Source organism: Devosia sp. 1566 (genome assembly GCF_004005995.1).
GTDB lineage: Bacteria > Pseudomonadota > Alphaproteobacteria > Rhizobiales > Devosiaceae > Devosia.
In genome coordinates, this window is sequence record NZ_CP034767.1 from 347,514 (window position 1) to 369,849 (window position 22,336).

Here is a 22,336-nt window from a genome sequence, read left to right on the forward strand (position 1 = left end):
GGAGCCCAATTGGCTGATGTCACTCACCTAGATTGATCCTCCGCTTCATCGCGCGTTTCGAGCTTGACGGTCAGCACTACCGGACCCTGGCTGCCATCGCGAATCTGCACGGAAAGCTCGGTGGTTTGGGGGTCGCGAAACGCATCGCGCACCATGTCGGACAGGGTGCGGCGAGCCATGCCCACCGCCACATCCATGTTTTCCAGTTCCAGTCCGGCATCGTCGCGGAACAAGCCGTCGCTGTCGTGAATATCGAAAAAGAAGCGCGGCATCGCGTTTCACCGTGGTTCTTTGCCGGGCGGGCCGGCATGTGTTGGGATCACGGATCAGGCTCCCGTTTGGCTTGCACTAGATATGGGTCAGCTCCTGCCGCGCTTGCGGGCTCGCCCGAGCAGCCAGGCTGCCGGAGCCGAAAAGGCGAGGCTGCTCCAGGGCAGGGGCCGGCGCTCGGCCGGCGGCTTGGGTGGTTTTTCCAGCTTCTTGCGGTCCCACGGCCAGACCCGCCCCACATGGTCCGCCATATGGGCACCGCGTTCGCCCAGCGGCTTTTCGGGGCCGGTGGTGGAGTCGCGCGCGGTCTGGTGCTCCACTTCCGAGTTGAGCTCGGCCCCGAGGATCACGAGGGTCACCGAAATCCACAGCCAGGTCAAAAGCGCGATCAGGGCCCCAAGCGAGCCGTAGGTGCGGTTGTAGTCGCTGAAATTGGTGACATACCAGGAAAAGGCGATAGAGGTCGCTCCGAGCAACACCACGGCCAGAACGGCGCCCGGGGTGATCCAGCGCCATTTGGCTTCCTCGCGGCTGGGTCCCCAGCGATAAATGGCTGCGATGCTCAGCCAGACCACCAGGAGCATCACGGCATAAGAAGTGACCCGCACCACCCATTCAAACCCGCCGGTAGTCGGCAACAGGGCAATAATGGCGGGCAGGATCACCACCGTCGCCAGCACCATGATCGCTGCCACGGCGCCACCCAGGGTGAACAACAGGGCAATCAGTTGGAGCTTGAGGAAAGGGCGGCGCTCCTGCTCGTGATAAGCAATGTTCATTGCCTCGAACATGGCCTTGACGCCAGCGCTCGCGCTCCAAAGCGCAATGGCGGTGGAGATCACAAGGGTAAAACTGAGGGTGCGGCTGCTTTCCGTGGTGAGACGCGTCAGCTGGTCCCGGATGATTTCGAGCCCGCCCGGGGGCACCAGCCCCACCAGCAGATCGACCTGGTTGGCAACATCGGTGGTGCTGTTGAACAGGCCATAGATCGCGACCACGGAGGTCAGCGTCGGCACCAGCGCCAGCAGCATGTAAAAGGTGACGCCGGCGGAGGTGAGCAGGATCCGGTCATTATTGATGGACCGGAACAGGCGGTAGAGAATGTCTTTCCAGCCCGCGGCTGGGATTTCGGTGGGCGCAGCAGCGTCTCGCCCCCGACCTTGTTGACCGGCGTAAAGCGATGACGTGTCTTGCATTCTTCCCCCCAAAAGAGGAAGGCGGTTACCCGCCTTCCTCTTGTTTTTCTTTCGCTCAGGTCGTCGACTCTCCGGTCGAGCCCTGGCCAGTCGAGGACTGCCCGGTCGAAGAGGCGGTAGCGGTCCCAGCCACGTTGGAAACGCCTTCCTTGGCCTGCTGGTAGATTTCCCCAGCCTTGCCGGTCGCGGTTTCATAAAGCTCGGTCGCTTTTTCGCGGCCCTGCTCATAAACCTGGCTGGCCTGCTCGCCGGCCATGGCCTTGAGCTGGTCGGCACTTTCACCCAACAGCGCGTCTTCCTGCTCGGTATGGGGCAGGGTGGCGGCAAGGGCGGCACCGGCGGCAAAAGCCAGGGCGCCGGCAACCAGCGGCTGCTCACGGAACTGGTCCATCAGCGTGTGGTTGAGCGAGCCCGCCTGGTGGCGGATCGCCGAACCGGCATGACCGGCCTGGCTGCGGATGGCACTGCCCGCATGTCCTGCCTGGCTGCGCAGCCCGCTGGCGGCACTGCCGGCATGGCTTGCACCCGAGCTCAGTGCGTCGCGGGCATCATGGAGCTTGCGACGAGCCTGGCGCCAGGTATGGGAGGCCCAGCCCGTGGCCGCATCGAGCAGATTGCCCGCTTCGTCACGGAAATGCTGCACCTGCTGGCCGCCGGCATCGGCGAAGCCCTTGAAGCGATTGCCCGCCTCATCCATGAAGTGGCCGGCGCGCTGGCCCGTCTTGTCGGTCAGGGCGCGGAACTTCTTGCCGGAATCGTCGGTGAACTCGCTGTAGTTGCGGCCAGCATCATCGCTGACGCTGCCCAGCCGCTGCATGCTCGAGCCCGAGATCGTGGCGACGGGATAGTCTTCGTCGTCATAGAACTCTTCGTCGATATAACCGCTTTCGGTGTCGTAGTCCGTGGCGCCATAGCCGCGACGCGCATTGATGCTGTCATCCCAGGCATCGTCGCCATAAGCGCGGGTGGTCGTTGTCCGCTCCGATTTGGACGAACCGCCGGGCTTGGCCATCAGCCAGGCCAGGCTCACGCCCAGCAAGGCCACCGGCAGGGGGTTGGCGGTCACGCTGCGCTGCAGCGAGCCGATGAACTCGCCACCGCCGCCTTTGGTGTAAGCCATGAACTCGTCGACCAACTGGCCGGGCGAAAGGCGATCGGCAATCTGGTCGATGCGGTTTTCGACCTGGTTGCGCTGCATATCGATTTCGCGCTGGAGTTCGGCCGAGCTTTTGTTGTCGTCATCGTAAGCCATTAGAGTCTCTCCTTGACCACATCGGCGTCACGGCCAAGCGAAGAGGCCGTGCGCTCCATTTTGAGGTTGCTGGCCTTGAGGGCATTAAGCCCGCGGTTCACCAGCACATAAGCGATGATGCCGACCACCACGGTGACGATGATCGCCCCGATGGAAGTGGCCATGGTCTCGTCCATGCCCTGCGCCTCGAAGAACGCTGCAATCAGCGACACGAGGAACGAGAGGAACACGCCCAGCGCGCCCAGTGCCAGAACGGCACCGGCGAGGAGGAACACGACCCCGCCCATGGTCTGGGAGAACTTTTCCGAGGCCTCGGCCTTGGCCAGCTGGATTTCCTTGTGGAACAGGTTCGAGATGTCGCCGGCAAGGCCGCCGATCAGCTCGGATAGTGGCCGGCTGTCATTGACGTTAGACATTATCCTTCTCCCCATTCTGGGTGGTCGAACCACCCGTGGAACCCGAGCCGTAGCCGCTGCCCGAGCCTAGGCCCGAACCCGAAGTGCTGCCGCCGGTCGAACCATAGGAACTGCCCGTGCCGGGGGTGGAACCATAGCTGGAGCCGGTGCCCGAACCCGTGCCGCCGGTCGAGCCATAGCTGGAGCCGGTGCTGCCGGTCGAACCGGTGCTGCCGGTGGAGCCATAGCCGCTGCTGCCCGTGCCATAACCGCTCGAACCCGTGCCCGAACCGCTGCCGCCGGTGGCAAAACCGCCCGAGCTGGCATAGCTTGAGGAATTGCCGGTATAGCCGGTTTCACCCGAAGTCTGCCCGCCCGTACCGCTGCGGCGGTTGGCGGAAGCCAGCACAAAGCGGCTGGCCACAAAGCCGGCCAGGGCTGCAACGCCCAGGAAAGCCAGCGGCTGGCGGCGGCCGAAGTCCTGGGCCATGCCCACGAGGTCGTCGACATTCTTGTTCTGGACCGTTTCGGATGCGCGATTAAGGCCATTGGCCAGGTCGCGGACATAGCCCGAAATGGTGCTCTGCTGGTCGTTGTCGAGTTCATCGGCAACCCGCGTCACGGCCGAGGCAATGCCGCTGAGCTGGCCCGCGGCCATGTCCTTTTGCTCGCTGGCAAAGGAGCGGGCCTTTTCGGTCGCAGCGCCAAGCTGTTCCTGCGCCTGGCCCTTGAGGTTGCGCACTTCTTCGGCCGCGCGCTGGGCAACCGCGTCAAGTTCGCTCTTGGCGGTTTCCTTGACCGCAGCAAAATCGTGCTTGGCCTGTTCTTGAGCTGCGCTCAGGTCCTGCTTGGCCTGATCGGGGACGATCCCCGCGGCGCCGCCTGTGCTCGATGTCTGGTCTGCTGAGAATTGACTAGGATCTTGGGGGCTCATCGCTCCGACTCCTTTAGGTTCTAGAGAACGTCGCCTTGGCCGCTCCGTGGCCGACGTCAAGTGAGCACACAATGCCGCGAGCGGACGGAAGTTCCCTTAATTGTCTTGAAATTACAGTAGGTTATTGCAACATGTGCAAGCCGGCAGCCCCGCCGCGTGGGCGGCCTGCCGGCTTGATTTTAGTCCCCTGATAGGGCTCAGGCGGCCTTGGCGTTGGCTTCGCCGGTGGCGAGCGTCGTCAGCTTCTTGTCGGTCGCTTCTTCTTCGCCCAGCGTGGTCTCGAGCAGCTTGGCCGCGTCGGTCATCCCCAACTGCTGGGCCCAGGTGCGCAGCGTGCCGTAACGGGCCATTTCATAGTGCTCGACGGCCTGTGCCGCCGCGATCAGGCCGGCGTCGAGCGCCTGCGTGCCCTTGAACTCGTCCATGATGGACTTGCCTTCCTCGATGATCCCGAGAATGGCGTCGCAGGTCTTGCCGCGCGCGGGCTTGCCGAGCAGTTCGAAAATCTGCTCAAGGCGTTCGATATGCACGTCGGTTTCATCGCGGTGCTGTTCGAAGCCGGCAGCAAGTTCGGGCGACTGGGCAGCCTTGGCCATCTTAGGCAGAGTTTTTACGATCTGCTTTTCGGCGTAGTAGATGTCCTTGAGCGTATCGAGAAACAAATCGTTAAGATTCTTTTCTTCAGCCATGTTGATTTCCTCGGTTAATTTGCCTTGTGGCGTTCGGGGACTCAATCGGAACGACCCCCAATTGGTTCCCCCCGAGAACACGGGTTTGCGACAACAGACCAAGGGGTATTTTTCGCCCGCCCGATGGAACCGGATGTGCGGCGGCGCCAAGGGGGCGCGCGATGGGCAGTTGCGACGTCTCAGGCCGGCGCCGCTGCGTCACCCAAGGCACAATGGGTCGGGCTTTGGCTCCAATCGATTTCCACCGTGGAATGGGCAATGCCATAGGCTTCCAGCAGCGCCGCCTTGGTGGCGCGGGTTACGGCGGCCGGGTCGGCTCCGGGAGCAAGGGCGATTTCCAGCGTCGCCAAGGGCTTGTTGGAGGTGATGGACCAGACATGGATATGCCGCACCGCCCCCAGCCCTGGCACGGTCTTGGTCAGAAACGGGCCGATCTCCTCCACCACCACATTGCCGGGCGCTCCTTCCATCAGGATCTGCAGTGAATTGCGCAGCAAGCTCCAGGCGCTGCGCAGGATCAGCAGCGACACAAGGGAGGACAGGATGGGATCGATCGGCATCCAGCCCGTAAGCCAGATCGCGATGGCGGCAACGATCGCTGCGGCAGAACCCAGCATGTCGCCCAGCACATGGAGCGCGGCGCCTCGAATATTGACGTGATCCTTGTCCCCGCCCTGAAGCGTTCGGAAAACAAGGAGGTTCACCCCCAGCCCGAGGATCGCCACCACCAGCATCGGCCCGGCCAGCACCGGCTGGGGCGACATCACCCGCTGCACTGCCTCGAACAGGATCCAGCCAGCCAGGGCAAACAGGGTTAGTGCATTGACCAGCCCGGCGACCACTTCGAGCCGCATGAAGCCAAAGGTGTGCGTGGCGTCGGAAGCCCGCCGCCCAAAGCGGAACGCGGCCCAGGCCAGCAGCAGGGCCCCGGCATCGGTCAGCATGTGGCCGGCATCGGCGATCAGCGCCAGCGAGCCTGACAGCCATCCCGCCACCAGTTCCACCAGCATGAAGCCAGCCGTCAACGCAAAGCCGATCAGCACCACGCGTTCATTATTGGCCCCGACCTTGGGGGCGTGGCTGTGTCCGCCATGATCATGGTGATGGCCATGATCGTCGTGCTCATGGCTGTGGGAGGCGTGATCATGCTCGTGGTGATCGTGGACCTGCCCAACCACAGTTGCGCTCGCACCGGCCGCCGCGTTGGCATCCCCCTCATGGCCATCTGCGTTCATCGACCTCACCTCATCCTCTATCATATGAATAGCTGTTCATATGTCGGATGCAAGACTCACACGCCGGTGTGATCAAGACCCGGCGTCGCCGCCTTGTTCCTCGCCAACATGCTCGATCATGTCGGTCAGCATATGGGCGATGTGATCGTCTTCTGCCTCGTAGAACACCTGCTTGTTACGCCGCGTGCCGCGCACCAGGCGCGCCGAGCGCAGCAAGCGCAGATGGTGACTGACGAGGGAAGGCGACACGCCGAGCGTGTGGGCAATGTCCCCCACGGCGATCGGGCCCGCCAGGCAAGCCAGCATTACCCGCAACCGCGTCGGATCGCCTAGGAGACGATAGGTTTCGGCGATGACGGTGATCTGGCTGTCGTTCGGGGTGATCATGCAACCTCTTGTGGACCTCGGGCAGAGCTAAGGCTGTTCTGTGCAGCTTGCCAAGGCCAAACCGGCGCTCCCAGGCGGGGACGGGCTCAGATGCCCATTCCTAGCGGTAACCGGCGGCCTGTAAATCGAACAGTTCGGCATAGCGCCCACCTAGCGCCACCAGGTCCTGGTGCGAGCCGGATTCCAGGATCGCCCCGTTTTCCAGCACGAGGATACGGTCGGCCATGCGCACGGTTGAAAACCGATGCGAGATGATCACCGCGGTTTTGCCGGCGGCAAGGCTCTTGAAGCGCGCAAACACCTCGGCTTCCGCCTTGGCATCGAGCGCGGCGGTGGGTTCATCGAGAATGATGAGTTCGGCATCGCGCATATAGGCGCGGGCAATGGCGATCTTTTGCCATTCCCCGCCTGAGAGGTCGCGGCCCTTGTTGAACAGGCGCCCCAGCGGCTGCTCATAGCCAAGGGGCAGCTTGGCGATCACCCCATCGGCGAGGCTTTGCTCGGCCGCGGCCTTGATCCGGTCCATGTCGTCTTGCAGCTCGATGCGCCCCACGCCGATATTTTCGCGTGCGGTGAGGCTATAGCGGATGAAGTCCTGGAAGATCACCCCGATATGGGCGTGGATATCTTCGATCAGCATGTCACGCAGATCCACGCCGTCGACGGTGATCCGCCCTTCATCGGGGTCGTAGAGCCGGGTCATCAGCTTGACGATCGTGGTCTTGCCCGCGCCGTTTTCGCCCACCAGCGCCAGGGTTTCCCCGGCGGCAAGGGTAAAGCTCAGGTTCCGGATCGCCCAGGTATCCGTATCGGGATAGCGGAACCCGACATTCTCGAACTCCACGCCCCGCCGGATCGGCTGGGGAAAGGGTTTGGGATGGGCTGGCGGCACGATGGTGGGCTCGATCTCGAAAAACGAGAACAGATCGTCGAGGTAAAGCGACTGGCCGGCAATGCTGGTGAAGCCCAGCAGGATGCGCTGGAACAAGCCATTGAGGCGCAGGAACGAGCCCGAGAGAAAGGCGAGATCGCCGATGGAAAAAGCCCCGGTGATGGTGCGCCAAACGATATAGCCATAGGCGCCGTAATAGGTGAGGGTGGCAATGGCGGCGAACAACGCGCCCCAGCCCGCCCGCTGGATGGCGATGCGCCGGTTCTCGACAAAAATGGTCTGCGCGAGGGTGCGGAACCGGTTGATCAGGAAGCCGCCCAAGCCGAAAAGCTTGATCTCCTTGGCAGTTTCGGCGCTGGCGCCGACATGGCGGATATATTCGAGCTCGCGCCGCTCGGGGGTGCGCCCGCGCGAAAGGTAATAGGCGAGGGTATTGAACCGCGTTTCGCCCCAAATCGCCGGCACAAAGGACAGGGGCAGCAAGGCAATCAGCCAGGGCGCATAAACGAACAGCCCGGCGCCCAGCGTGATGACGGTGATGATGTCCTGGGCTTGCCCGAAAATCTGGCTCAGGAGCGCATTGCGGCCCGCGGCCTGCCGCCGCGCTCGCTCCAGCCGATCCTGGTATTCCGCCGATTCAAAGTGGCGCAAATCGAGCCTGGCGGCATGGGCCATCAACTCGACGCTGACCGTATTGGAGTGCAATTCTCCCAGCACCGAATCCGCCAGCCCCGTCAGGCGCGACAGCAGGTCCGAGCCGATCACCAGCCCCAGCTCGATCAGCAGCAGCACCGCGATCGTGTTGAGCGACCCGCTCGCCCACCATTCCGCCAGGGTTGAGCCAGGCGCTGGCGAGCCGGAAAGCCGCACCACTTCATCGATGATTAGCTTGCCCACATAAAGCATGGCGACCGGCTGCACCGCCGCCACCAGCCGCAATCCAATGCTTGCAGCGGTCAGGAACCGGCTGGTTCGCCAGATCTGCGCCAGGAGCCGCCCGAGATGGCGCAGATTGCGCATGCGTTCGCGAAAGCTGGCGGCTTCCTCGGGAACCGGTGGTAGACGGCGGGAAGCAAATTGGCTCATGGCTTCAGCCTAGCGCGAAGGGGACCGCACGAGCAGCGCAGGTCAGCAGTGCTGGCTTGTTTCATCGCCCTCACTGGGCGCACAATAAGGCCGATCTCAGCCATGGTCAGGATAAGCCTGCAGGGAGGATGGGATGCTCAAGCAGAAAGACTCTTCGGCGATTGTTGCAGTCAGCGATATCGCGCGGGCGCAGCATTTCTATGGCACCATTTTGGGGCTGGAGCTCGAAGGGGGTGACGACGATGTGCTGACCTTTCGTACCGGCGGCACTCGGCTTGTCGTCTACCGCTCCGATTATGCCGGCACCAACCAGGCCAATGCCGTGGTCTGGGGCGTCGGCGACGAGCTTGAGGCGATTACCGCCGATCTTGCTGCCAAAGGTGTGGTGTTCGAACATTATCCGGGCATGGAGCTGCGGGGCGACATCCACCATGCCGGCGATTTCGGCATGGTCTGGTTCAAGGACCCCGACGGCAATATCCTGCACCTCAACACTATGTAGCGGTGCAGCCCCTAGGGCAGCTCGCGCAGGAACCGCGCCAGATCGTCGGTGATATGGTGCACATGCGCGCCGGCGCCACGACCGAGTTCCCAGGCTTCTACCTGGTCATGCACGAAGTCCTCGCCGGCCACCACATGCACGGTGGACATCCCCAGCTCATGGGGCGCCAGCAAATTTTTTTCGAGATCGTCGAACATCACCGCCCGGTTGGGATCGATGTCGTGGGCCGTGAGAAAACCCTCATAGGCCTGGCGGTGCGGCTTGGGCACGAAGGTCATGGCGCGGATATCGTGCACATGCTCGAACAAATCCCCGCCACCCAGTTGGCGCAGCACCGAGCGGGCATGGCTGACATCGCCATTGGTCAGAATGAACTTGCGCCCGGGCAGGGCGCGAATGGCCTCCACCAGTTCGGGATGGGGGGCGACGGGCGAATAATCGATCGCGTGCACAGTATCGAGGAAATGGTCGGGGTCGACCTTGTGGCCATGCATCAGCCCGTTCAGCGTCGTGCCGAAATCGCGGTAATAGGTTTTCTGCAATGCCCGGGCCGCCTCGAAGTCGAGGCGGGTGAGGTCCATCACGTAATTGGTGATGCGGATATCGATTTGCGCAAACAAATTGCAGGTGCGCGGATAAAGGGTGTTGTCGAGATCGAACACCCAATCCTGCACATGCGATAAGCTTGCAATCCGCGGCGGCAAAAGCTCGTTCATAAGCCGTTCATAACACGTTCATCTAAATGAATTCACCACCATCGGGGAAAGAAAAAGGCCGGCGAACCGGCCTTTTTGGCAGCTGGGCTTACTCGTTGGCGGTAACCGCCAGCCCCAGCATCGACAGCAATCCCGCGGGGTTTGCCGCTGCAGCCGTCAACACAAGGAGGGTCGTCGGGCTCGCCGGTTGAACAGCAATTTCAAGGCTCTGCGGGTCATCAAGGAACGCCGAAACTGGCCCGGTCACGAGATCGGCCAGCGCCGGAACGCCGGTTCCCGCCAGCATCTGCGGCAGGCTGGCCTTGAGGCCTTCAACCAGCTCGGCCCGCTCAACTCCTTGTTTTGCCGAATACAAATCCAGCGCCTTGTCGGCCAGCGATGCGTCGTCATAAGCGATCGAGGCGCCGACCAGGGTCACGCCCTGCAGCAATTCCATGCCCATCATCATCTGGGCGGCCTGGGCTTCCTTGCTCTCGGGATCATAGCCCTGCGCCTCGGTCGCGGCCTGCGCCTTGCCGAGCTTGTCCATCAGCGCCGGCGTGACGCCGAGCAGGTCGAACCGGAGGTCGAGCGCGCCCACATCGTTGAAATCAAACAGGAACTTATCAACCACCAGATGCCCGTCCGCCATGGACCAGCTCATGGACTGGCTGACATCGCCCTGCACCTGCGTCAGCCCCAGCGCCTCGATGTCAGCGGCGGCTTCGGGATCGTCGTCCTTCATGGTCGACAGGTCCAGATCGATGTCATTGATCGCCAGCGTCGAGGTCAAATCCACCAGTGGCCCGGTCCCAGGCTCGGGATTGAAGGTCGAAACCGCTTCCATGGAGGCGACACTCGCCACCTGCGCGCCGTCACGGGTCACCGTCATCGGCCCCGTCTTGATCGCTCGCACCAGCTGCAACACGGCATCGGCCGAGATCGACTCGCCGGCCGGCAGGTAGAAGCCCTCGAGCCGCACATCCTTGAGGGTGAGGTGCCCCACCGGATCGGTGGCAAAGTCGGTGTCTATATCGGGAACCGTAACCGTTTCAGCCATATAGGCGCCGTCGGCCAGCTCGGTAACGCCGCTAAATGTAATGTCGGTCGTCACGGTGTAGGGCGCCGGCTCGCCGGCCGTCGCGCCAACGCCGATGCGAACAGCCTTGGCCACGATGGTGTCGCCTTCAAGCGTTGCCTCGCCAAAGCTCAGCTCATAGCCAAGCGGCTCGTAGATGGCCTCCACCCGATCAACAAAGCTCTGCGCATCCAAGGCCATGGCGGGCTGGAGCATGGCCAGGGTGGCCATCCCGGCCAGGGCAAAAAGGTGCTTGTTTCTGGTCGGCGTCATGGCGGCTCCGCTTTTTGGAGTGGGGTGAAGGGTGACTATGCTGGCTGTTGGTGGCAACAGCATGACGCCCCGGAGCGCCTGCTGGTTCCGCCGATCTCAGGTTCCAAGGAAAAGTTTATAGGCTGGGTTGCCCGTTTCGTCCCAGAACGGAAATCCGATGGCGTTCAGATGGGCTTCAAAGGCAGTCCGGGTTTCGGGCGGCACCTGGATGCCCACCAGCACGCGGCCATAATCAGCGCCGTGATTGCGGTAGTGAAACAGCGAAATGTTCCAGGCTTCGGTCAGCCCCTCAAGGAACCGCAGCAGGGCGCCGGGGCGTTCGGGGAACTGGAAGCGGTAGATCACCTCATCGGCCAGATTGGCGACGCGCCCGCCCACCATGTGTCGCACATGCAGCTTGGCGACCTCGTTGTCGGTCATGTCGATGACCGACAGGCCCGCATTGGCGAGAAGGGACAGGATCTCGGCCTTTTCCGCATCGCCGCGGCTGAGCTTGACGCCCACAAAGATGCGCGCGGCTTCGCCATGGGCAAAGCGGTAGTTAAATTCGGTGATGGAGCGCTGGCCGATCAGCCGGATGAAATCGCGATAGCTGCCGGGACGCTCGGGAATGGTGACGGCCAGGAGCGCTTCGGCGCGCTCGCCGATCTCGGCACGTTCGGCCACATAGCGCAGGCGGTCGAAATTGACATTGGCGCCCGAATTGATGGCGATCAGCGGGCCCTTGGGGGCGGTGCCCAGTTCGACCTGGCGCCGCAAGCCGGCCAGGGCCAGGGCGCCGGCGGGTTCGGCGATGGCGCGCGTATCGTCGAAAATGTCCTTGATTGCCGCGCAGATCTCGTCGGTGGAAACCAGCACGATGTCGTCGAGCAGTTCGCGGCAGAGCCGGAAGGTTTCGTCGCCCACTTGGCGCACGGCAACGCCATCGGCAAACAGCCCCACCTCGTCGAGCGGCACGGGATGGCCAGCGGCAATGGCCGCCTTCATGCTGGCCGCTTCCTCCGGTTCGACCCCGATGACGCGGATATCGGGGCGCAGGAACTTGACAATGGCGGCAATGCCGGCTGCCAGCCCGCCCCCGCCGATGGGGACATAGATGGCCCCGATCGAGCCGGGCTGCTGGCGCATGAGTTCGAGCCCGATCGTGCCCTGCCCTGCGATCACATCGGGATCGTCGAACGGGTGCACGACGACATAGCCATGGGTTGCGGCCAGCTCGGCGGCATGGGCACGCGCGGCATCGAACCCGTCGCCATGCAGCACCACTTCGCCGCCCAGCCGCCGCACCGCGCCGATCTTGATGGTGGGCGTGGTGGTGGGCATCACCACAATAGCGCGGATGCCGAGCCGCGTGGCCGACATGGCGACGCCCTGGGCATGGTTGCCCGCCGAGGCGCAGATGACGCCGCGCACGCGCTCGGCGGCGGTGAGCTGGGCGATGCGGTTATGAGCGCCGCGGATCTTGAAGGAAAACACCGGCTGCAGGTCTTCGCGCTTGAGCAGCACTTCGGCCTCAAGCCTTGCCGACAGCAGCGGCAAGCGCTCGAGCGGTGTTTCCTGGGCAACCTCGTAGACTGAGGAGGTCAAGATCCGGCGGACATAATCCTGCATGGTGCGCTCCGGTAACGATGGCAATGGGGAACTCGGCCTCGCCAGTAGCGATGTCAACAGCCGATCACTGCATGGCTGAAAATCATCGCGGTCCCAATCAAATGATTGATTGGCGCGTTCAGGTGCGCTAGGACCCCGCTCCCCAGAGTTGAGCGCGATGTCCAGCGAACCCCTTCCCAAACGTTGCAGCGGCGATGACCGTCGGCGCGCCGTAGCGCTGGCGGCGCGCGCAATCATTGTTGAGCGCGGGCTCGGGGGCCTGCGTACGCGCGACATTGCCGCTCGCGTGGGTATCAACATCGCGACCCTGCACTATCACGTGCCCAGCAAGGAAGCCCTTGTTGCCCTCGTCGCCGAGAGCTTGCGAGCCGACTTCCGGGCCCAGGCCGAACGCCGGCCCCGTACCGGCAAGAGTGCCCTGGAGCAGCTGCGCCTGGAATTCGACGACTTCCGCGAAACGGTGGAAGAAACGCCCGAACTCATCATCGTGCTGACCGAAATGATGGAGCGCGCCCGGCGCGATCAAGCGATCGCCGTGATCATGGCGCCCATCCACGACTTCTGGCGCGGCCAGTTCGCCGAGATCTTCGAGCTCGGTATCGCCGATGGCTCGTTCCGCGCCGACCTCGACCCGCTGGCTGCTGCCCTCATCACCACCGGCACCCTTGCCGATTACTGGCGTTTATGGACGCCGCTTCGCACCCCGCTCGAGCACATCTTTGCCGAGCTCGAGCGCGCCTTTGGCGCTCCCACCACTGTCCAAGGAAAGCAAGATCATGTCCTCTGATTATCCTGCGGCGGCGATGCCTGACACCGCCGATCCGCGGCGCTGGCCAGCGCTGTTCGTGTTGCTGATCGCCAATTTCATGAACCTGATCGATGTGACCATCGTCAATGTCGCCCTGCCCAGCATGCGCGAGGGCCTGGGGGCCACCGACAGCCAGATCGAATGGGTTGTTGCCGCCTTTGTGCTGGCTTTCGCCCTGGGCCTGCTGCCCTTCGGGCGGCTGGGCGACATTGTGGGCCGCACCCACATGTTCCTGTGGGGCGTCGGCGCCTTTACTGCCGCTTCAGCGCTTTGCGGCATGGCGCCTAATATCGAATTCCTGATCATCGCCCGCGTGATCCAGGGTCTTGCCGGCGCCATGATGACGCCGCAGGTGCTGGCCATCGCGACGGTGACCTTTCCGCCCCATGAACGAGGCCAGGCCTTTTCCCTATTCGGCTTGTCGGCGGGCCTCGCTTCGGTGTGCGGACCCATCCTGGGTGGCTTGCTGATTTCCGCCAATCTGTTCGGTCTGGAATGGCAGCCGATTTTTCTCGTCAACATCCCGGTGGGCATTGCCGCCATTCTTGCAGGCTATCTGCTGATCCCCCGATTGCCAGGCCATGCCGGGCTCAAGAATGACTATGTCGGCATCGTGCTGTTCGGCGCCAGCATCGTGCTGCTGGTGTTTCCCATCATCGAAGGACGTGCCTATGGCTGGCCGGCCTGGTGCTTTGCGATGATTGTGGCTGGGGTGGTCGGGCTCGTCCTCTTTACGCTTTGGACGCGCAACCGGGCGCGCCTCGGCGAGCCACAGCTGCTCAACTTCGACCTCATCACCAACAAGGACTTCATGTTTGGTGCCTTGGTGATCACCGTGTTTGCTTCCGGCATTCCCGGCATGTTCATGGTGATATCGCTGCTGCTCCAGTCGGGCTTCGGCTTTACCCCACTGGAGTCCGGCCTGACCAACACGCCATTCTCCGTGGGCGTGCTGCTGGCGTCGCTCATCGCCGGGCGCCTCGGTTCGCGCCAGCTGCGGGGGCGGCTGGCGGCCTCGGGCGTGCTGTTGTCATCGGGGATCTTGTGGCTCCATTTCATCATTGCCGCTGCCCGCGACAGCATCGATCACTGGAGCTTTCTTGCGCCCCTGCTGATTGCCGGTATTGGACTAGGTTTGGGCTTCTCGTCCCTGTTCCAACTGGTGCTGCGCTATGTGCCGCCGCGCGATGCGGGGGCCGGATCGGGCGCGCTGCAGGCCTTCCAGCAAGTGGGTGGTGCCCTCGGCATCGCGCTAGTGGGCGAGCTGTTCTTCGGGCGCCTAGGTTCGGGACTGGCTGCAGGCACCACGCCCCAGATCGCCTTTGCCGATGCAGCAAGCTTTGCCCTGTGGTATCAGGTGGCGAGCTTTTTCCTGGTGCTCCTGGCAGTGCCGCTGTTTAAGCGCGGCGGTGGGCAGGGACAAGGGCAGGGGGCTCCGGCCGCGCAGGTGGTGGTGGAACACTAGCAGCAAACACAAAGGCCGCCCCAAAAGGCGGCCTTTTTTATTCCAGCAGAGATGCGTTGGGGCTTAGCGCACGATCAGCGTGCCGGCCCCATGCTCGGTGAAGAGCTCGACCAGCACCACATGCGGGGTCTTGCCGTTGAGGATCACCACGCCCTCAACGCCATTGTCGAGCGCTTCGAGGCAGGTCTCGACCTTGGGGATCATGCCGCCCGAAATGGTGCCGTCGGCGATCAGCGCCTTGGCTTCGCGCACCGACAGTTCCGGGATCAGCTTGCCATTGGCGTCGAGCACCCCCGGCACGTCGGTCAGGAACAGGAGGCGCTTGGCGCCGAGCGAGCCGGCAATGGCCCCGGCAAAGGTGTCCGCATTGATGTTGTAGGTCATGCCATCGCGGCCCGGTGCCACGGGGGCGATCACCGGGATCATCTCGGAGCGGGCGAGAAGGTCGAGGAGAGTGCGGTCCACTTCCACGGGCTCACCGACAAAGCCCAGGTCGAGCACGCGCTCGATATGGGAGCCGGGATCGCGCACCTTCTTTTCGGCCTTGCGCGCAAAGACCATGTTGCCGTCCTTGCCGCAGAGGCCAATCGCCCATTCGCCTTCGGCATTGATGAGGGCGACGATTTCCTTGTTGATGGAGCCGGCCAGCACCATTTCCACCACATCCATGGTGCGCTGGTCGGTGACGCGCAGGCCACCTTCGAACTTGGATTCGATGCCGAGATTTTTGAGCATGGACGCGATCTGCGGCCCGCCCCCATGCACCACGATTGGATTGACCTTGGATTGCTTGAGCAGCGCGATGTCGCGCGCAAAGGCTTGGCCGAGGGCCTGGTCGCCCATGGCATGGCCACCATACTTGACCACGACGGTCTTGCCTTCATAGCGCTGCATATAGGGCAGCGCCTGAGCCAGGATCCCCGCATCATGGGAGAACCGGTCGACTGTGTTGTTTTCCTGCGTCATGGACAGACCATTTCTCCCCGAAGCGGGCCAAAAGACGGTTGAGGGTCTAGAGCATGACGCGGCAAAGGAAAAGACGCTATCGGCCATTTGCCAACGCCTCGATGCGCTGAGCCCTTGCGGATTTGCCGCCGCCCGCTACAACACAGGTTATGCAGACACCGAGCCCCGAGATCGCCGAGCTGATTTCCCGCTGTGCCTTGCGCGATCGCGCGGCGTTCCGCAGCCTTTACGAGCGCACCAGCGCGAAACTATTTGGCGTGGTGCTGCGTATCTTGAAGGACCGCTCGGAAGCCGAAGAGGCCATCCAGGAGGTCTATGTAAAGATCTGGCAGCGCGCCGATCGCTATGTTCCCGGCCATACCAGCCCGATCAGTTGGCTTGTGGCCGTGGCGCGCAACCATTCGCTGGATATCCTGCGTGCCCGCCGTCCGGCAGCGGACGAAATTGGCGCAGCGCTGGATATTGCCGACGAGGCGCCAGACCCCGAACAGGCGACCGCAGATCGCCAGGTCCGCGGGCAGATCGATAGTTGCCTGCAAACGCTGGAGCCCGACCGGGCCGACGCGGTGCGGGGCGCCTATCTGGACGGTTTTAGCTATGAGGAGCTGGCTCAGCGGCACAGCATCCCCTTGAACACGATGCGAACCTGGCTGCGGCGCAGTTTGCTCAGATTAAGAGAGTGTCTTTCGGCATGAGCATGGGTGAGCATGGCGGCAGCGAAGGGAGCGAGCGACGCGCGCTTGTTGCCGAATATGTGCTCGGGCTGCTCGGGCCGGATGAGCATCGTCGCGTGGCAGAGATGATCGCCGATGATCGGACACTGCAGGAAGAAGAGCAGTTCTGGACCTCCAGCTTCGCCGCTCTGGATGCCGAGTTCGCCGAAGCGCCGGTGCCGGCGCGATTGCTGGCGCGGATCGAGGGGCGCCTGTTCGGCCAGCCAGAGCCAGCCCGGGGCTGGGGCAGTTTCTGGGATAGTCTGGCGTTCTGGCGCGCTGTGGCGGCCGGAGCGGCGGCGGTGGCGGTGATCGCGATTGGCGCCAACCTCCTGCGCCCCGAACTGGGGTCTGAAGCTTTGGCGACCCAACTCGTGGCGGCGCTCGAGGCCGAAGGCAGCGATGTGCGCTTCCTCGCCTTTTACGACGGCGCGGGCACGTTGCGGTTGACGGCTCTTTCGGGGGCAACCGCGGCCGACCAGGACCTCGAACTCTGGGCCATCGAGGATGACAGCGTGATCTCCATGGGCGTTGTGCCCATTGGCGAGGCGATCGAGGTCAAGGTTTCTCCCGAAGTCCTCGAACATTGGGGCGAAGGCTCAAGCCTTGCGCTGACGCTTGAGCCCAAGGGTGGCTCGCCCACCGGCGTGGCCACCGGCCCGATCGTGGCGCAGGGCCAGGTTACTCGCATCTAGCAGAGGCCTCTGCTTAGCTCGGGCGGTTCAGGGGCGCGACCTGGTTCGCGCCCTTTTCTACGTCGTCTCTCAAGCAATGAGCGCTGCCGGCGTACGAACCCGAGCGGCAAAAAGTTTCAGCGCTTTTCCCGGTTTCGGTGCTGAAATCGCCGAAACTGCCCACGGCAGGCCTCCGTACCTTCCCATGTCCGAGCCAATAACGGGCAAACAATCACGAGGAAGGAACTCTACAATGAAGCTCTCCACACTTGCTGTTACCGCCATGCTCTCGGTTACCGCCTTTGGCGGCGTCGCCTTTGCCCAGGATAATCCTGAAGTCGGCGGCGCAGCCATGTCTGCCGACAAGAACATCATCGAGAACGCCAGCAATTCAGCTGATCACACCACCCTGGTTGCTGCCGTAAAGGCCGCCGGCCTCGTGGATACGCTTTCGGGCGAGGGCCCGTTCACCGTTCTGGCCCCGACCAACGAAGCCTTCGAGGCGCTGCCTGAAGGGACTGTCGAAAACCTGCTCAAGCCCGAAAACAAGGAAATGCTCTCCACCATCCTTGCCTGCCACGTGATCCCGGCCAAGGCGCTGTCCACTGACATCGTCTCCATGGTCGAGGAAGATGGCGGCGAGCACGAAGTCGAGACCGTTGGCGGTTGCACGCTGACCCTCGCTGCAGCTGATGGCGGCGTGACCGTTACCGACGAAAACGGCACCGTCGCCAATGTCACCATTGCCGATGTGATCCAGTCCAATGGCGTGATCCACGTGATCGACGCCGTGCTGACGCCCAAGTCGGACATGTAATCAGCAAGGGGCGGCCGCACCCGCCCTAAGCTGAGGGGGTTCGCCTTCGGGCGGACCCTCACCAAATCTTGTGATGCGCACCCTTCAATCGCTACCTAGACTGCACCATCAGCGCCGCTGCACAGGCGGTTCTGGTTTTTGAGGAGCATGCCGTGGCCGTTTCCCGTCGAACCATTTTGCTTGGTGGCAGTGCTGTTGCAGCCCTCGGCGCCTTCTCGATGCTGCGCCCAGTAGGCAGCATCGCCGCTGAAGGCGATTTTCCGTTCGAGCTCACCGATGCTGAATGGCAGGCCAAGCTCGAGCCCGCCGCCTATGATGTGCTGCGCCACGAGGGCACCGAGCGCGCTTTCACCTCCCCGCTCAATGACGAGCATCGCACCGGAATTTTCCACTGCGCCGGTTGCGACGAGGCCTTGTTCGACTCCGCCACCAAGTTCGATAGCGGCACCGGCTGGCCCAGCTTTTACACCTTCATTGAAGGGGGGGTCGGCACTTCAGTGGATGATTCTTTGTTCATGACCCGAACCGAGGTGCACTGCGCCAATTGTGGCGGCCACCAGGGCCATGTGTTCGAGGATGGTCCCGCCCCGACCGGCTTGCGCTATTGCATCAATGGGGTTGCCATGCGGTTTGTCCCCGCCACGGCGTAGCTCGGTCTTGCAGGCTGAACTGCTTGTCCGATAAAGGATCGACGGTTCATCCGATCGGCATCCTCATGAAACTCACAATCCTGCAGACCGGCGAAGTCCCCGACGAACTGCGTTCGCGCTTCGGGCCGTATTCATCGATGTTCCGGCGCATGTTCGAGGAAGCCGGCGCCGATTTTAGCTATGATGTGGTGCCTATAGGAGCAGGTGCCGTTCCGCCCGACCTCGACAGGGTGGAAGCCATCCTGATTACCGGCTCATCGGCCGGAGTGTATGACGATCTGCCCTGGCTCGATCCGCTGCGTGACTTCATCCGCCGGGCCTATGCGCGAAGCACGCCCATGGTCGGGGTCTGCTTTGGTCACCAGATCATGGCCGATGCACTGCGCGGCACGGTGCGCAAATCCGAGAAAGGCTGGGGCCTTGGGCGTCAGCGCTATGATGTTGTGGCCAAACCCGCCTTCATGGGCGCGGCGCCAGCAAGCTTTGCGATCAGCTGTTCGCACCAGGATCAGGTGATCACGGCCCCCGCCGAAGCCCAGATCCTGCTTTCGTCACCTTTCACGCCCAATGCCGGCCTGATCTACCGCAACGGGGCCGCGCTTAGCCTGCAGCCTCATCCCGAATTCACCGACGACTACGCTTTGGCTTTGGCTGAACTGCGTCAGGGCGTTGCGGCCGACAATGTCGTTGCGGCCGCGCGTGCATCCTTCACGACGCCATCGGACAGCCGGGCAGTGGCGGGCTATCTCGCCAGCTTCCTTGCCAGCCGCTGAGCGGGGGCTCAGCTCTCGAGCAGCATTGCTATTTCGGTGCGCAGTTCGCGCAGGCCATCGCCTTTGGCGCTCGAAGTGAGGATCACCTGCGGGTGAGCCGCCGGGCGCTTGGCGATGGCCGCCTGGGTCGCCACGATGACCTTTTTGAGCTCTTCCGCTGAAGGCTTGTCGGCTTTGGTGAGGATGATCTGGTAACTAACGGCCGACTTGTCGAGCTCGTTCATCACGGTCAGGTCGTTGTCCTTTGGGCCGTGGCGGCCATCAACCAGCACATAAACCCGGCGCAGCGTCGCCCGCCCGGTCAGATACTGGTGAATAAGCTTGGTCCAGGCGCGCACCTTGTCTTCGGGCGCCTTGGCATAGCCATAGCCCGGCATATCAACGATGCGCAGCTCTGCGCTGGTGCTCTCAAAGATGTTGAGCTCCTGCGTCCGTCCGGGCGTGTTGGACGTGCGGGCGAGCCCCGAAGTGCCGCAAAGGGCATTGATCAGCGAGGATTTGCCCACATTGGACCGCCCGGCAAAGGCGATCTCGACCTTGTCCATGGGCGGCAGGTCGGCGATGCGTACGCAGCCTTTCACGAACACAAAGGGGCGCGCGAACAGCAGGCGTCCTTTTTCGATGATGTCGGGCGAATAGTCTGGTGCGCTCATGGGGTCTCGTCATTCAAAAGGCAGAGCCCGCCGGTGTGGCTCCGGCGGGCTCTAGCATGGATAGTGGTGTTTGGCGATTACGCCTTGGGCGGCTCGGCGGCCTTGGGCTTGCGCTTGAAGCTGTCGAGGATGTTACCCAGGAGGTTCACCTCGGCGCCGTGCCGCTTCATGATGAACCACTGCTGCGTGATCGAGAGCGTATTGTTCCAGGCCCAGTAGATCACGAGACCTGCGGGGAAGGTGCCGAGCATGAAGGTGAAGATCACTGGCATCCAGTTGAAGATCATCGCCTGAGTCGGATCTGGCGGCGGCGGATTGAGCTTCATCTGCACCCACATCGTGATGCCCATGATCACCGGCCATACGCCGAGATGCAGGAAGCCACCGATCAGGGGCAGGGCGGTCGGATCCCAGGGGATCAGGCCGAACAGGGTGAAGATATTGGTGGGATCGGGCGCAGCCAGATCGCGGATCCAGCCAAAGAATGGCGCATGCCGCATTTCAAGGCTGATGAAGATAACGGTGTAAAGGGCGAAGAACACCGGGATCTGGATCAGGATCGGCCAGCATCCAGACAGCGGATTGATCTTTTCCTTCTTGTAGAGCTCCATCATCGCCTGTTGCTGGGCGGGACGGTCGTCCTTGAGGCGCTCCTGGATGGCCTTCATCTCTGGCTGCACGCGCCGCATCGCCGCCATGGAGGCATAGGAACGGCTCGCCAGCGGGAAGAAGATCGCCTTGACGATCACGGTCACCGCGAGGACCGCGAGGCCGAAATTGCCCAGAACACCATGCAGGAAGGTCAGCAGGTGGAACATGGGTTTGGTGATGAAGTGCAGCCAGCCCCAGTCGATCAACAGCTCCAGCCGGTCAAAGCCATATTGCTGCTCGTAGGAGGCAATAACGGCTTCTTCCTTGGCACCGGCAAAGACATAGGTCTCGTGCGTGGCGCTGCCGCCTGGTGGCACGACAACCGGCGTGGTTTCCACGAAACTGGTCTGGTAATCGTCATAGCCGGCATTGTTCTTCCAGGAGAACAGCGCGTTGATGCTGGCCTGCGGGTTGGGCAGCACGGCGGTTGCCCAATACTTGTCCGAAAAGCCGAGCCAGCCCTGCGTGTTGTCGATCTGGCGGCGCTGATCCTTCTGCAGATCGCTATATTTCAGCGAAACGAGATTGTTCGAGCCAAGGACGCCGTGCGGGCCTTCATGCTGGATGAAGAAGTTCTGCACCTTGGGCGTTCCATACCGAACAACCCGCGAATAGGGGAACAGCGACACCTGGGTGGGGCTGAGATTTTCCACGTTCTGGGTGACGGTGAACAGGTAATGCTCGTCCACCGCAAAGGTGCGCCGGAAAATAAGGCCCGCGCCATTGTCAAAGCGCAGCGTTACAGGCGTTTCAGGCGTGAGGACGGTATTGTCGCCTTCGAGCGTCCATACGCTTTGCGCAGTGGGCAGCGGGACATTGGCGCCGCCAGCGGCCACCCAGCCTTGCTCGATAAAGTAAGCATTGGGCGCGCCGGCCGGAGTCAGCAGCGTGATGATGGGTGAATCCGGCTCAACCGTTTCACGATATTGCTTGAGTTCGAGATCGTCGATCCGCGCGCCGGTCAGGTTGATCGAGCCGAGCAGGTCAGGCGTGTCGATCGTGATGCGCTGCGTTGCCGCGACGGCGGTTTGGCGATCGGGATAAGAAGGATTGCCATCCGCACCAATGGCGCCAGGTGCAACTGATGTGCCCGCTTCGGTGGTCGCGGGTGTCGCGAGCGCCGCTTCGCTCTGGGCCTGTTCCGCCGCGATCTGCGCCTGTTGCTGGGCGCGCTCCAGCTGCGGCCCTGCCACAAAGAACTGCCAGCCGAACAGCACCACCATGCTCAAGATGATGGCGATGATCACGTTGCGGTTGTCTGTCATGGTCGGGGATTCCGGTGGCCACTGCGGCCCGAAGGGTTGCGCTGGTCTGGTGAGCGCTCCTGGTGCACCCGCCCAATGGCGATGCCGAGGTCCTTGACCAGCTTAATGAAAGGCTCGCTGAGCGCTTCGGGCCTGCCGACCATTACATAATCATGGCCGGGCCGAAAAAAAGGCGCGCATTCGGTCGCAGCCGCACGAAGCCTGCGCTTGATGCGGTTGCGCTGGGGCGAGTTGCCCGTTTTTTTGGTAACTGTAAAGCCGATGCCCGCATCCGGATCCGCCGCGGCAATGGCCTGCAGCGAAAAGGCGGAACGCCCGGCGCGATTGCCCCGGGCGGCCCGCAAAAACTGCGAACGCTTACGCAGCCGACGCAAGGAACTTACGGCTTCATCCACGGCCGTCATCC

General features: G+C 62.8%; 24 protein-coding genes. 8 read left to right on the top strand and 16 right to left on the bottom strand.

Annotation, left to right across the window (positions count from 1 at the left end):
• Window positions 1-23: 23 nt before the first annotated feature.
• The 9 genes from ELX51_RS01635 to ELX51_RS01675 form a co-directional block, all read right to left on the bottom strand.
• The gene (locus ELX51_RS01635; RefSeq protein WP_127751875.1) at window positions 24-272 is read right to left on the bottom strand and encodes a hypothetical protein; all 249 of its coding nucleotides are present in this window, start codon (window positions 270-272) and stop codon (window positions 24-26) included.
• Window positions 273-359: 87 nt separating this feature from the next.
• Entirely contained in the window at window positions 360-1,466 is a 1,107-nt protein-coding gene (locus ELX51_RS01640) for a YihY/virulence factor BrkB family protein (RefSeq protein WP_127751876.1), read from the bottom strand.
• 55 nt (window positions 1,467-1,521) lie between these two features.
• Window positions 1,522-2,718 (bottom strand): DUF3618 domain-containing protein, encoded by a 1,197-nt coding sequence (locus ELX51_RS01645; RefSeq protein ID WP_127751877.1) that lies wholly within the window; start codon window positions 2,716-2,718, stop codon window positions 1,522-1,524.
• Complete coding sequence (locus tag ELX51_RS01650; protein ID WP_127751878.1) at window positions 2,718-3,134, bottom strand: phage holin family protein; 417 nt, start codon at window positions 3,132-3,134, stop codon at window positions 2,718-2,720. Before ELX51_RS01650 ends, ELX51_RS01645 begins: the two co-directional genes overlap by 1 nt.
• Window positions 3,127-4,047 (bottom strand): hypothetical protein, encoded by a 921-nt coding sequence (locus ELX51_RS01655; protein WP_127751879.1) that lies wholly within the window; start codon window positions 4,045-4,047, stop codon window positions 3,127-3,129. Before ELX51_RS01655 ends, ELX51_RS01650 begins: the two co-directional genes overlap by 8 nt.
• 197 nt (window positions 4,048-4,244) lie before the next feature.
• Entirely contained in the window at window positions 4,245-4,736 is a 492-nt protein-coding gene (locus ELX51_RS01660) for a ferritin-like domain-containing protein (protein ID WP_127751880.1), read from the bottom strand.
• A gap of 179 nt (window positions 4,737-4,915) precedes the next feature.
• The gene (locus ELX51_RS01665; RefSeq protein ID WP_127751881.1) at window positions 4,916-5,971 is read right to left on the bottom strand and encodes a cation diffusion facilitator family transporter; all 1,056 of its coding nucleotides are present in this window, start codon (window positions 5,969-5,971) and stop codon (window positions 4,916-4,918) included.
• A 72-nt stretch (window positions 5,972-6,043) separates the two neighbouring features.
• The gene (locus tag ELX51_RS01670; protein WP_127751882.1) at window positions 6,044-6,358 is read right to left on the bottom strand and encodes a metalloregulator ArsR/SmtB family transcription factor; all 315 of its coding nucleotides are present in this window, start codon (window positions 6,356-6,358) and stop codon (window positions 6,044-6,046) included.
• A 100-nt stretch (window positions 6,359-6,458) separates the two neighbouring features.
• Complete coding sequence (locus ELX51_RS01675) at window positions 6,459-8,336, bottom strand: ABC transporter ATP-binding protein (protein WP_127751883.1); 1,878 nt, start codon at window positions 8,334-8,336, stop codon at window positions 6,459-6,461.
• 133 nt (window positions 8,337-8,469) lie between these two features.
• Between ELX51_RS01675 and ELX51_RS01680 the strand changes: the two genes are divergently transcribed.
• The gene (locus ELX51_RS01680; RefSeq protein ID WP_127751884.1) at window positions 8,470-8,838 is read left to right on the top strand and encodes a VOC family protein; all 369 of its coding nucleotides are present in this window, start codon (window positions 8,470-8,472) and stop codon (window positions 8,836-8,838) included.
• Window positions 8,839-8,849: 11 nt separating this feature from the next.
• Here ELX51_RS01680 and ELX51_RS01685 read toward each other — a convergent pair whose 3' ends face one another.
• From ELX51_RS01685 to ilvA, 3 genes are all read right to left on the bottom strand, one after another.
• Window positions 8,850-9,554, bottom strand: a complete 705-nt coding sequence (locus ELX51_RS01685; RefSeq protein WP_127751885.1) for a pyrimidine 5'-nucleotidase — start codon at window positions 9,552-9,554, stop codon at window positions 8,850-8,852.
• Window positions 9,555-9,642: 88 nt separating this feature from the next.
• A complete protein-coding gene (locus tag ELX51_RS01690) occupies window positions 9,643-10,884 on the bottom strand; it encodes a hypothetical protein (protein WP_127751886.1) in 1,242 nt (413 codons plus the stop codon).
• Between the two features lie 96 nt (window positions 10,885-10,980).
• Window positions 10,981-12,495 (bottom strand): threonine ammonia-lyase, biosynthetic, encoded by a 1,515-nt coding sequence (ilvA, locus tag ELX51_RS01695; RefSeq protein WP_127751887.1) that lies wholly within the window; start codon window positions 12,493-12,495, stop codon window positions 10,981-10,983.
• A 157-nt stretch (window positions 12,496-12,652) separates the two neighbouring features.
• On the opposite strand from ilvA, the gene ELX51_RS01700 reads away from it, so the two are divergent.
• Window positions 12,653-13,282: a TetR/AcrR family transcriptional regulator gene (locus tag ELX51_RS01700; RefSeq protein ID WP_127751888.1), complete on the top strand. Its 630-nt coding sequence runs from the start codon at window positions 12,653-12,655 to the stop codon at window positions 13,280-13,282.
• The gene (locus ELX51_RS01705; RefSeq protein WP_164854709.1) at window positions 13,272-14,768 is read left to right on the top strand and encodes a DHA2 family efflux MFS transporter permease subunit; all 1,497 of its coding nucleotides are present in this window, start codon (window positions 13,272-13,274) and stop codon (window positions 14,766-14,768) included. The genes ELX51_RS01700 and ELX51_RS01705 overlap by 11 nt, the downstream gene beginning before the upstream one ends.
• Before the next feature lie 63 nt (window positions 14,769-14,831).
• Here the strand turns inward: ELX51_RS01705 and argB are convergent, their stop codons facing one another.
• Window positions 14,832-15,734: an acetylglutamate kinase gene (gene argB, locus ELX51_RS01710; RefSeq protein ID WP_127751890.1), complete on the bottom strand. Its 903-nt coding sequence runs from the start codon at window positions 15,732-15,734 to the stop codon at window positions 14,832-14,834.
• A 149-nt stretch (window positions 15,735-15,883) separates the two neighbouring features.
• Between argB and ELX51_RS01715 the strand changes: the two genes are divergently transcribed.
• The 5 genes from ELX51_RS01715 to ELX51_RS01735 all read left to right on the top strand — a co-directional run bounded on the left by ELX51_RS01715 (window position 15,884) and on the right by ELX51_RS01735 (window position 19,361).
• Window positions 15,884-16,429, top strand: coding sequence for a sigma-70 family RNA polymerase sigma factor (locus ELX51_RS01715; RefSeq protein ID WP_127751891.1), 546 nt, complete (start codon window positions 15,884-15,886; stop codon window positions 16,427-16,429).
• Window positions 16,426-17,142 carry an anti-sigma factor gene (locus ELX51_RS01720; protein ID WP_127751892.1) on the top strand — a complete coding sequence of 239 codons (717 nt, stop codon included), beginning with the start codon at window positions 16,426-16,428 and terminating at the stop codon, window positions 17,140-17,142. Before ELX51_RS01715 ends, ELX51_RS01720 begins: the two co-directional genes overlap by 4 nt.
• 232 nt (window positions 17,143-17,374) lie before the next feature.
• A complete protein-coding gene (locus tag ELX51_RS01725) occupies window positions 17,375-17,938 on the top strand; it encodes a fasciclin domain-containing protein (protein WP_127751893.1) in 564 nt (187 codons plus the stop codon).
• Window positions 17,939-18,156: 218 nt separating this feature from the next.
• Window positions 18,157-18,588 carry a peptide-methionine (R)-S-oxide reductase MsrB gene (msrB, locus tag ELX51_RS01730; RefSeq protein ID WP_127755139.1) on the top strand — a complete coding sequence of 144 codons (432 nt, stop codon included), beginning with the start codon at window positions 18,157-18,159 and terminating at the stop codon, window positions 18,586-18,588.
• A 65-nt stretch (window positions 18,589-18,653) separates the two neighbouring features.
• Window positions 18,654-19,361, top strand: coding sequence for a type 1 glutamine amidotransferase (locus ELX51_RS01735; RefSeq protein WP_127751894.1), 708 nt, complete (start codon window positions 18,654-18,656; stop codon window positions 19,359-19,361).
• Between the two features lie 8 nt (window positions 19,362-19,369).
• On the opposite strand, the gene yihA is transcribed toward ELX51_RS01735, so the two are convergent.
• From yihA to rnpA, 3 genes are all read right to left on the bottom strand, one after another.
• On the bottom strand, window positions 19,370-20,014 hold the full coding sequence (gene yihA, locus ELX51_RS01740; RefSeq protein WP_127751895.1) for a ribosome biogenesis GTP-binding protein YihA/YsxC: 645 nt from the start codon (window positions 20,012-20,014) through the stop codon (window positions 19,370-19,372).
• Between the two features lie 77 nt (window positions 20,015-20,091).
• Window positions 20,092-21,930, bottom strand: a complete 1,839-nt coding sequence (gene yidC, locus ELX51_RS01745) for a membrane protein insertase YidC (protein ID WP_127751896.1) — start codon at window positions 21,928-21,930, stop codon at window positions 20,092-20,094.
• Window positions 21,927-22,334, bottom strand: a complete 408-nt coding sequence (rnpA, locus tag ELX51_RS01750; RefSeq protein ID WP_127751897.1) for a ribonuclease P protein component — start codon at window positions 22,332-22,334, stop codon at window positions 21,927-21,929. Before rnpA ends, yidC begins: the two co-directional genes overlap by 4 nt.
• Window positions 22,335-22,336: the final 2 nt, after the last annotated feature.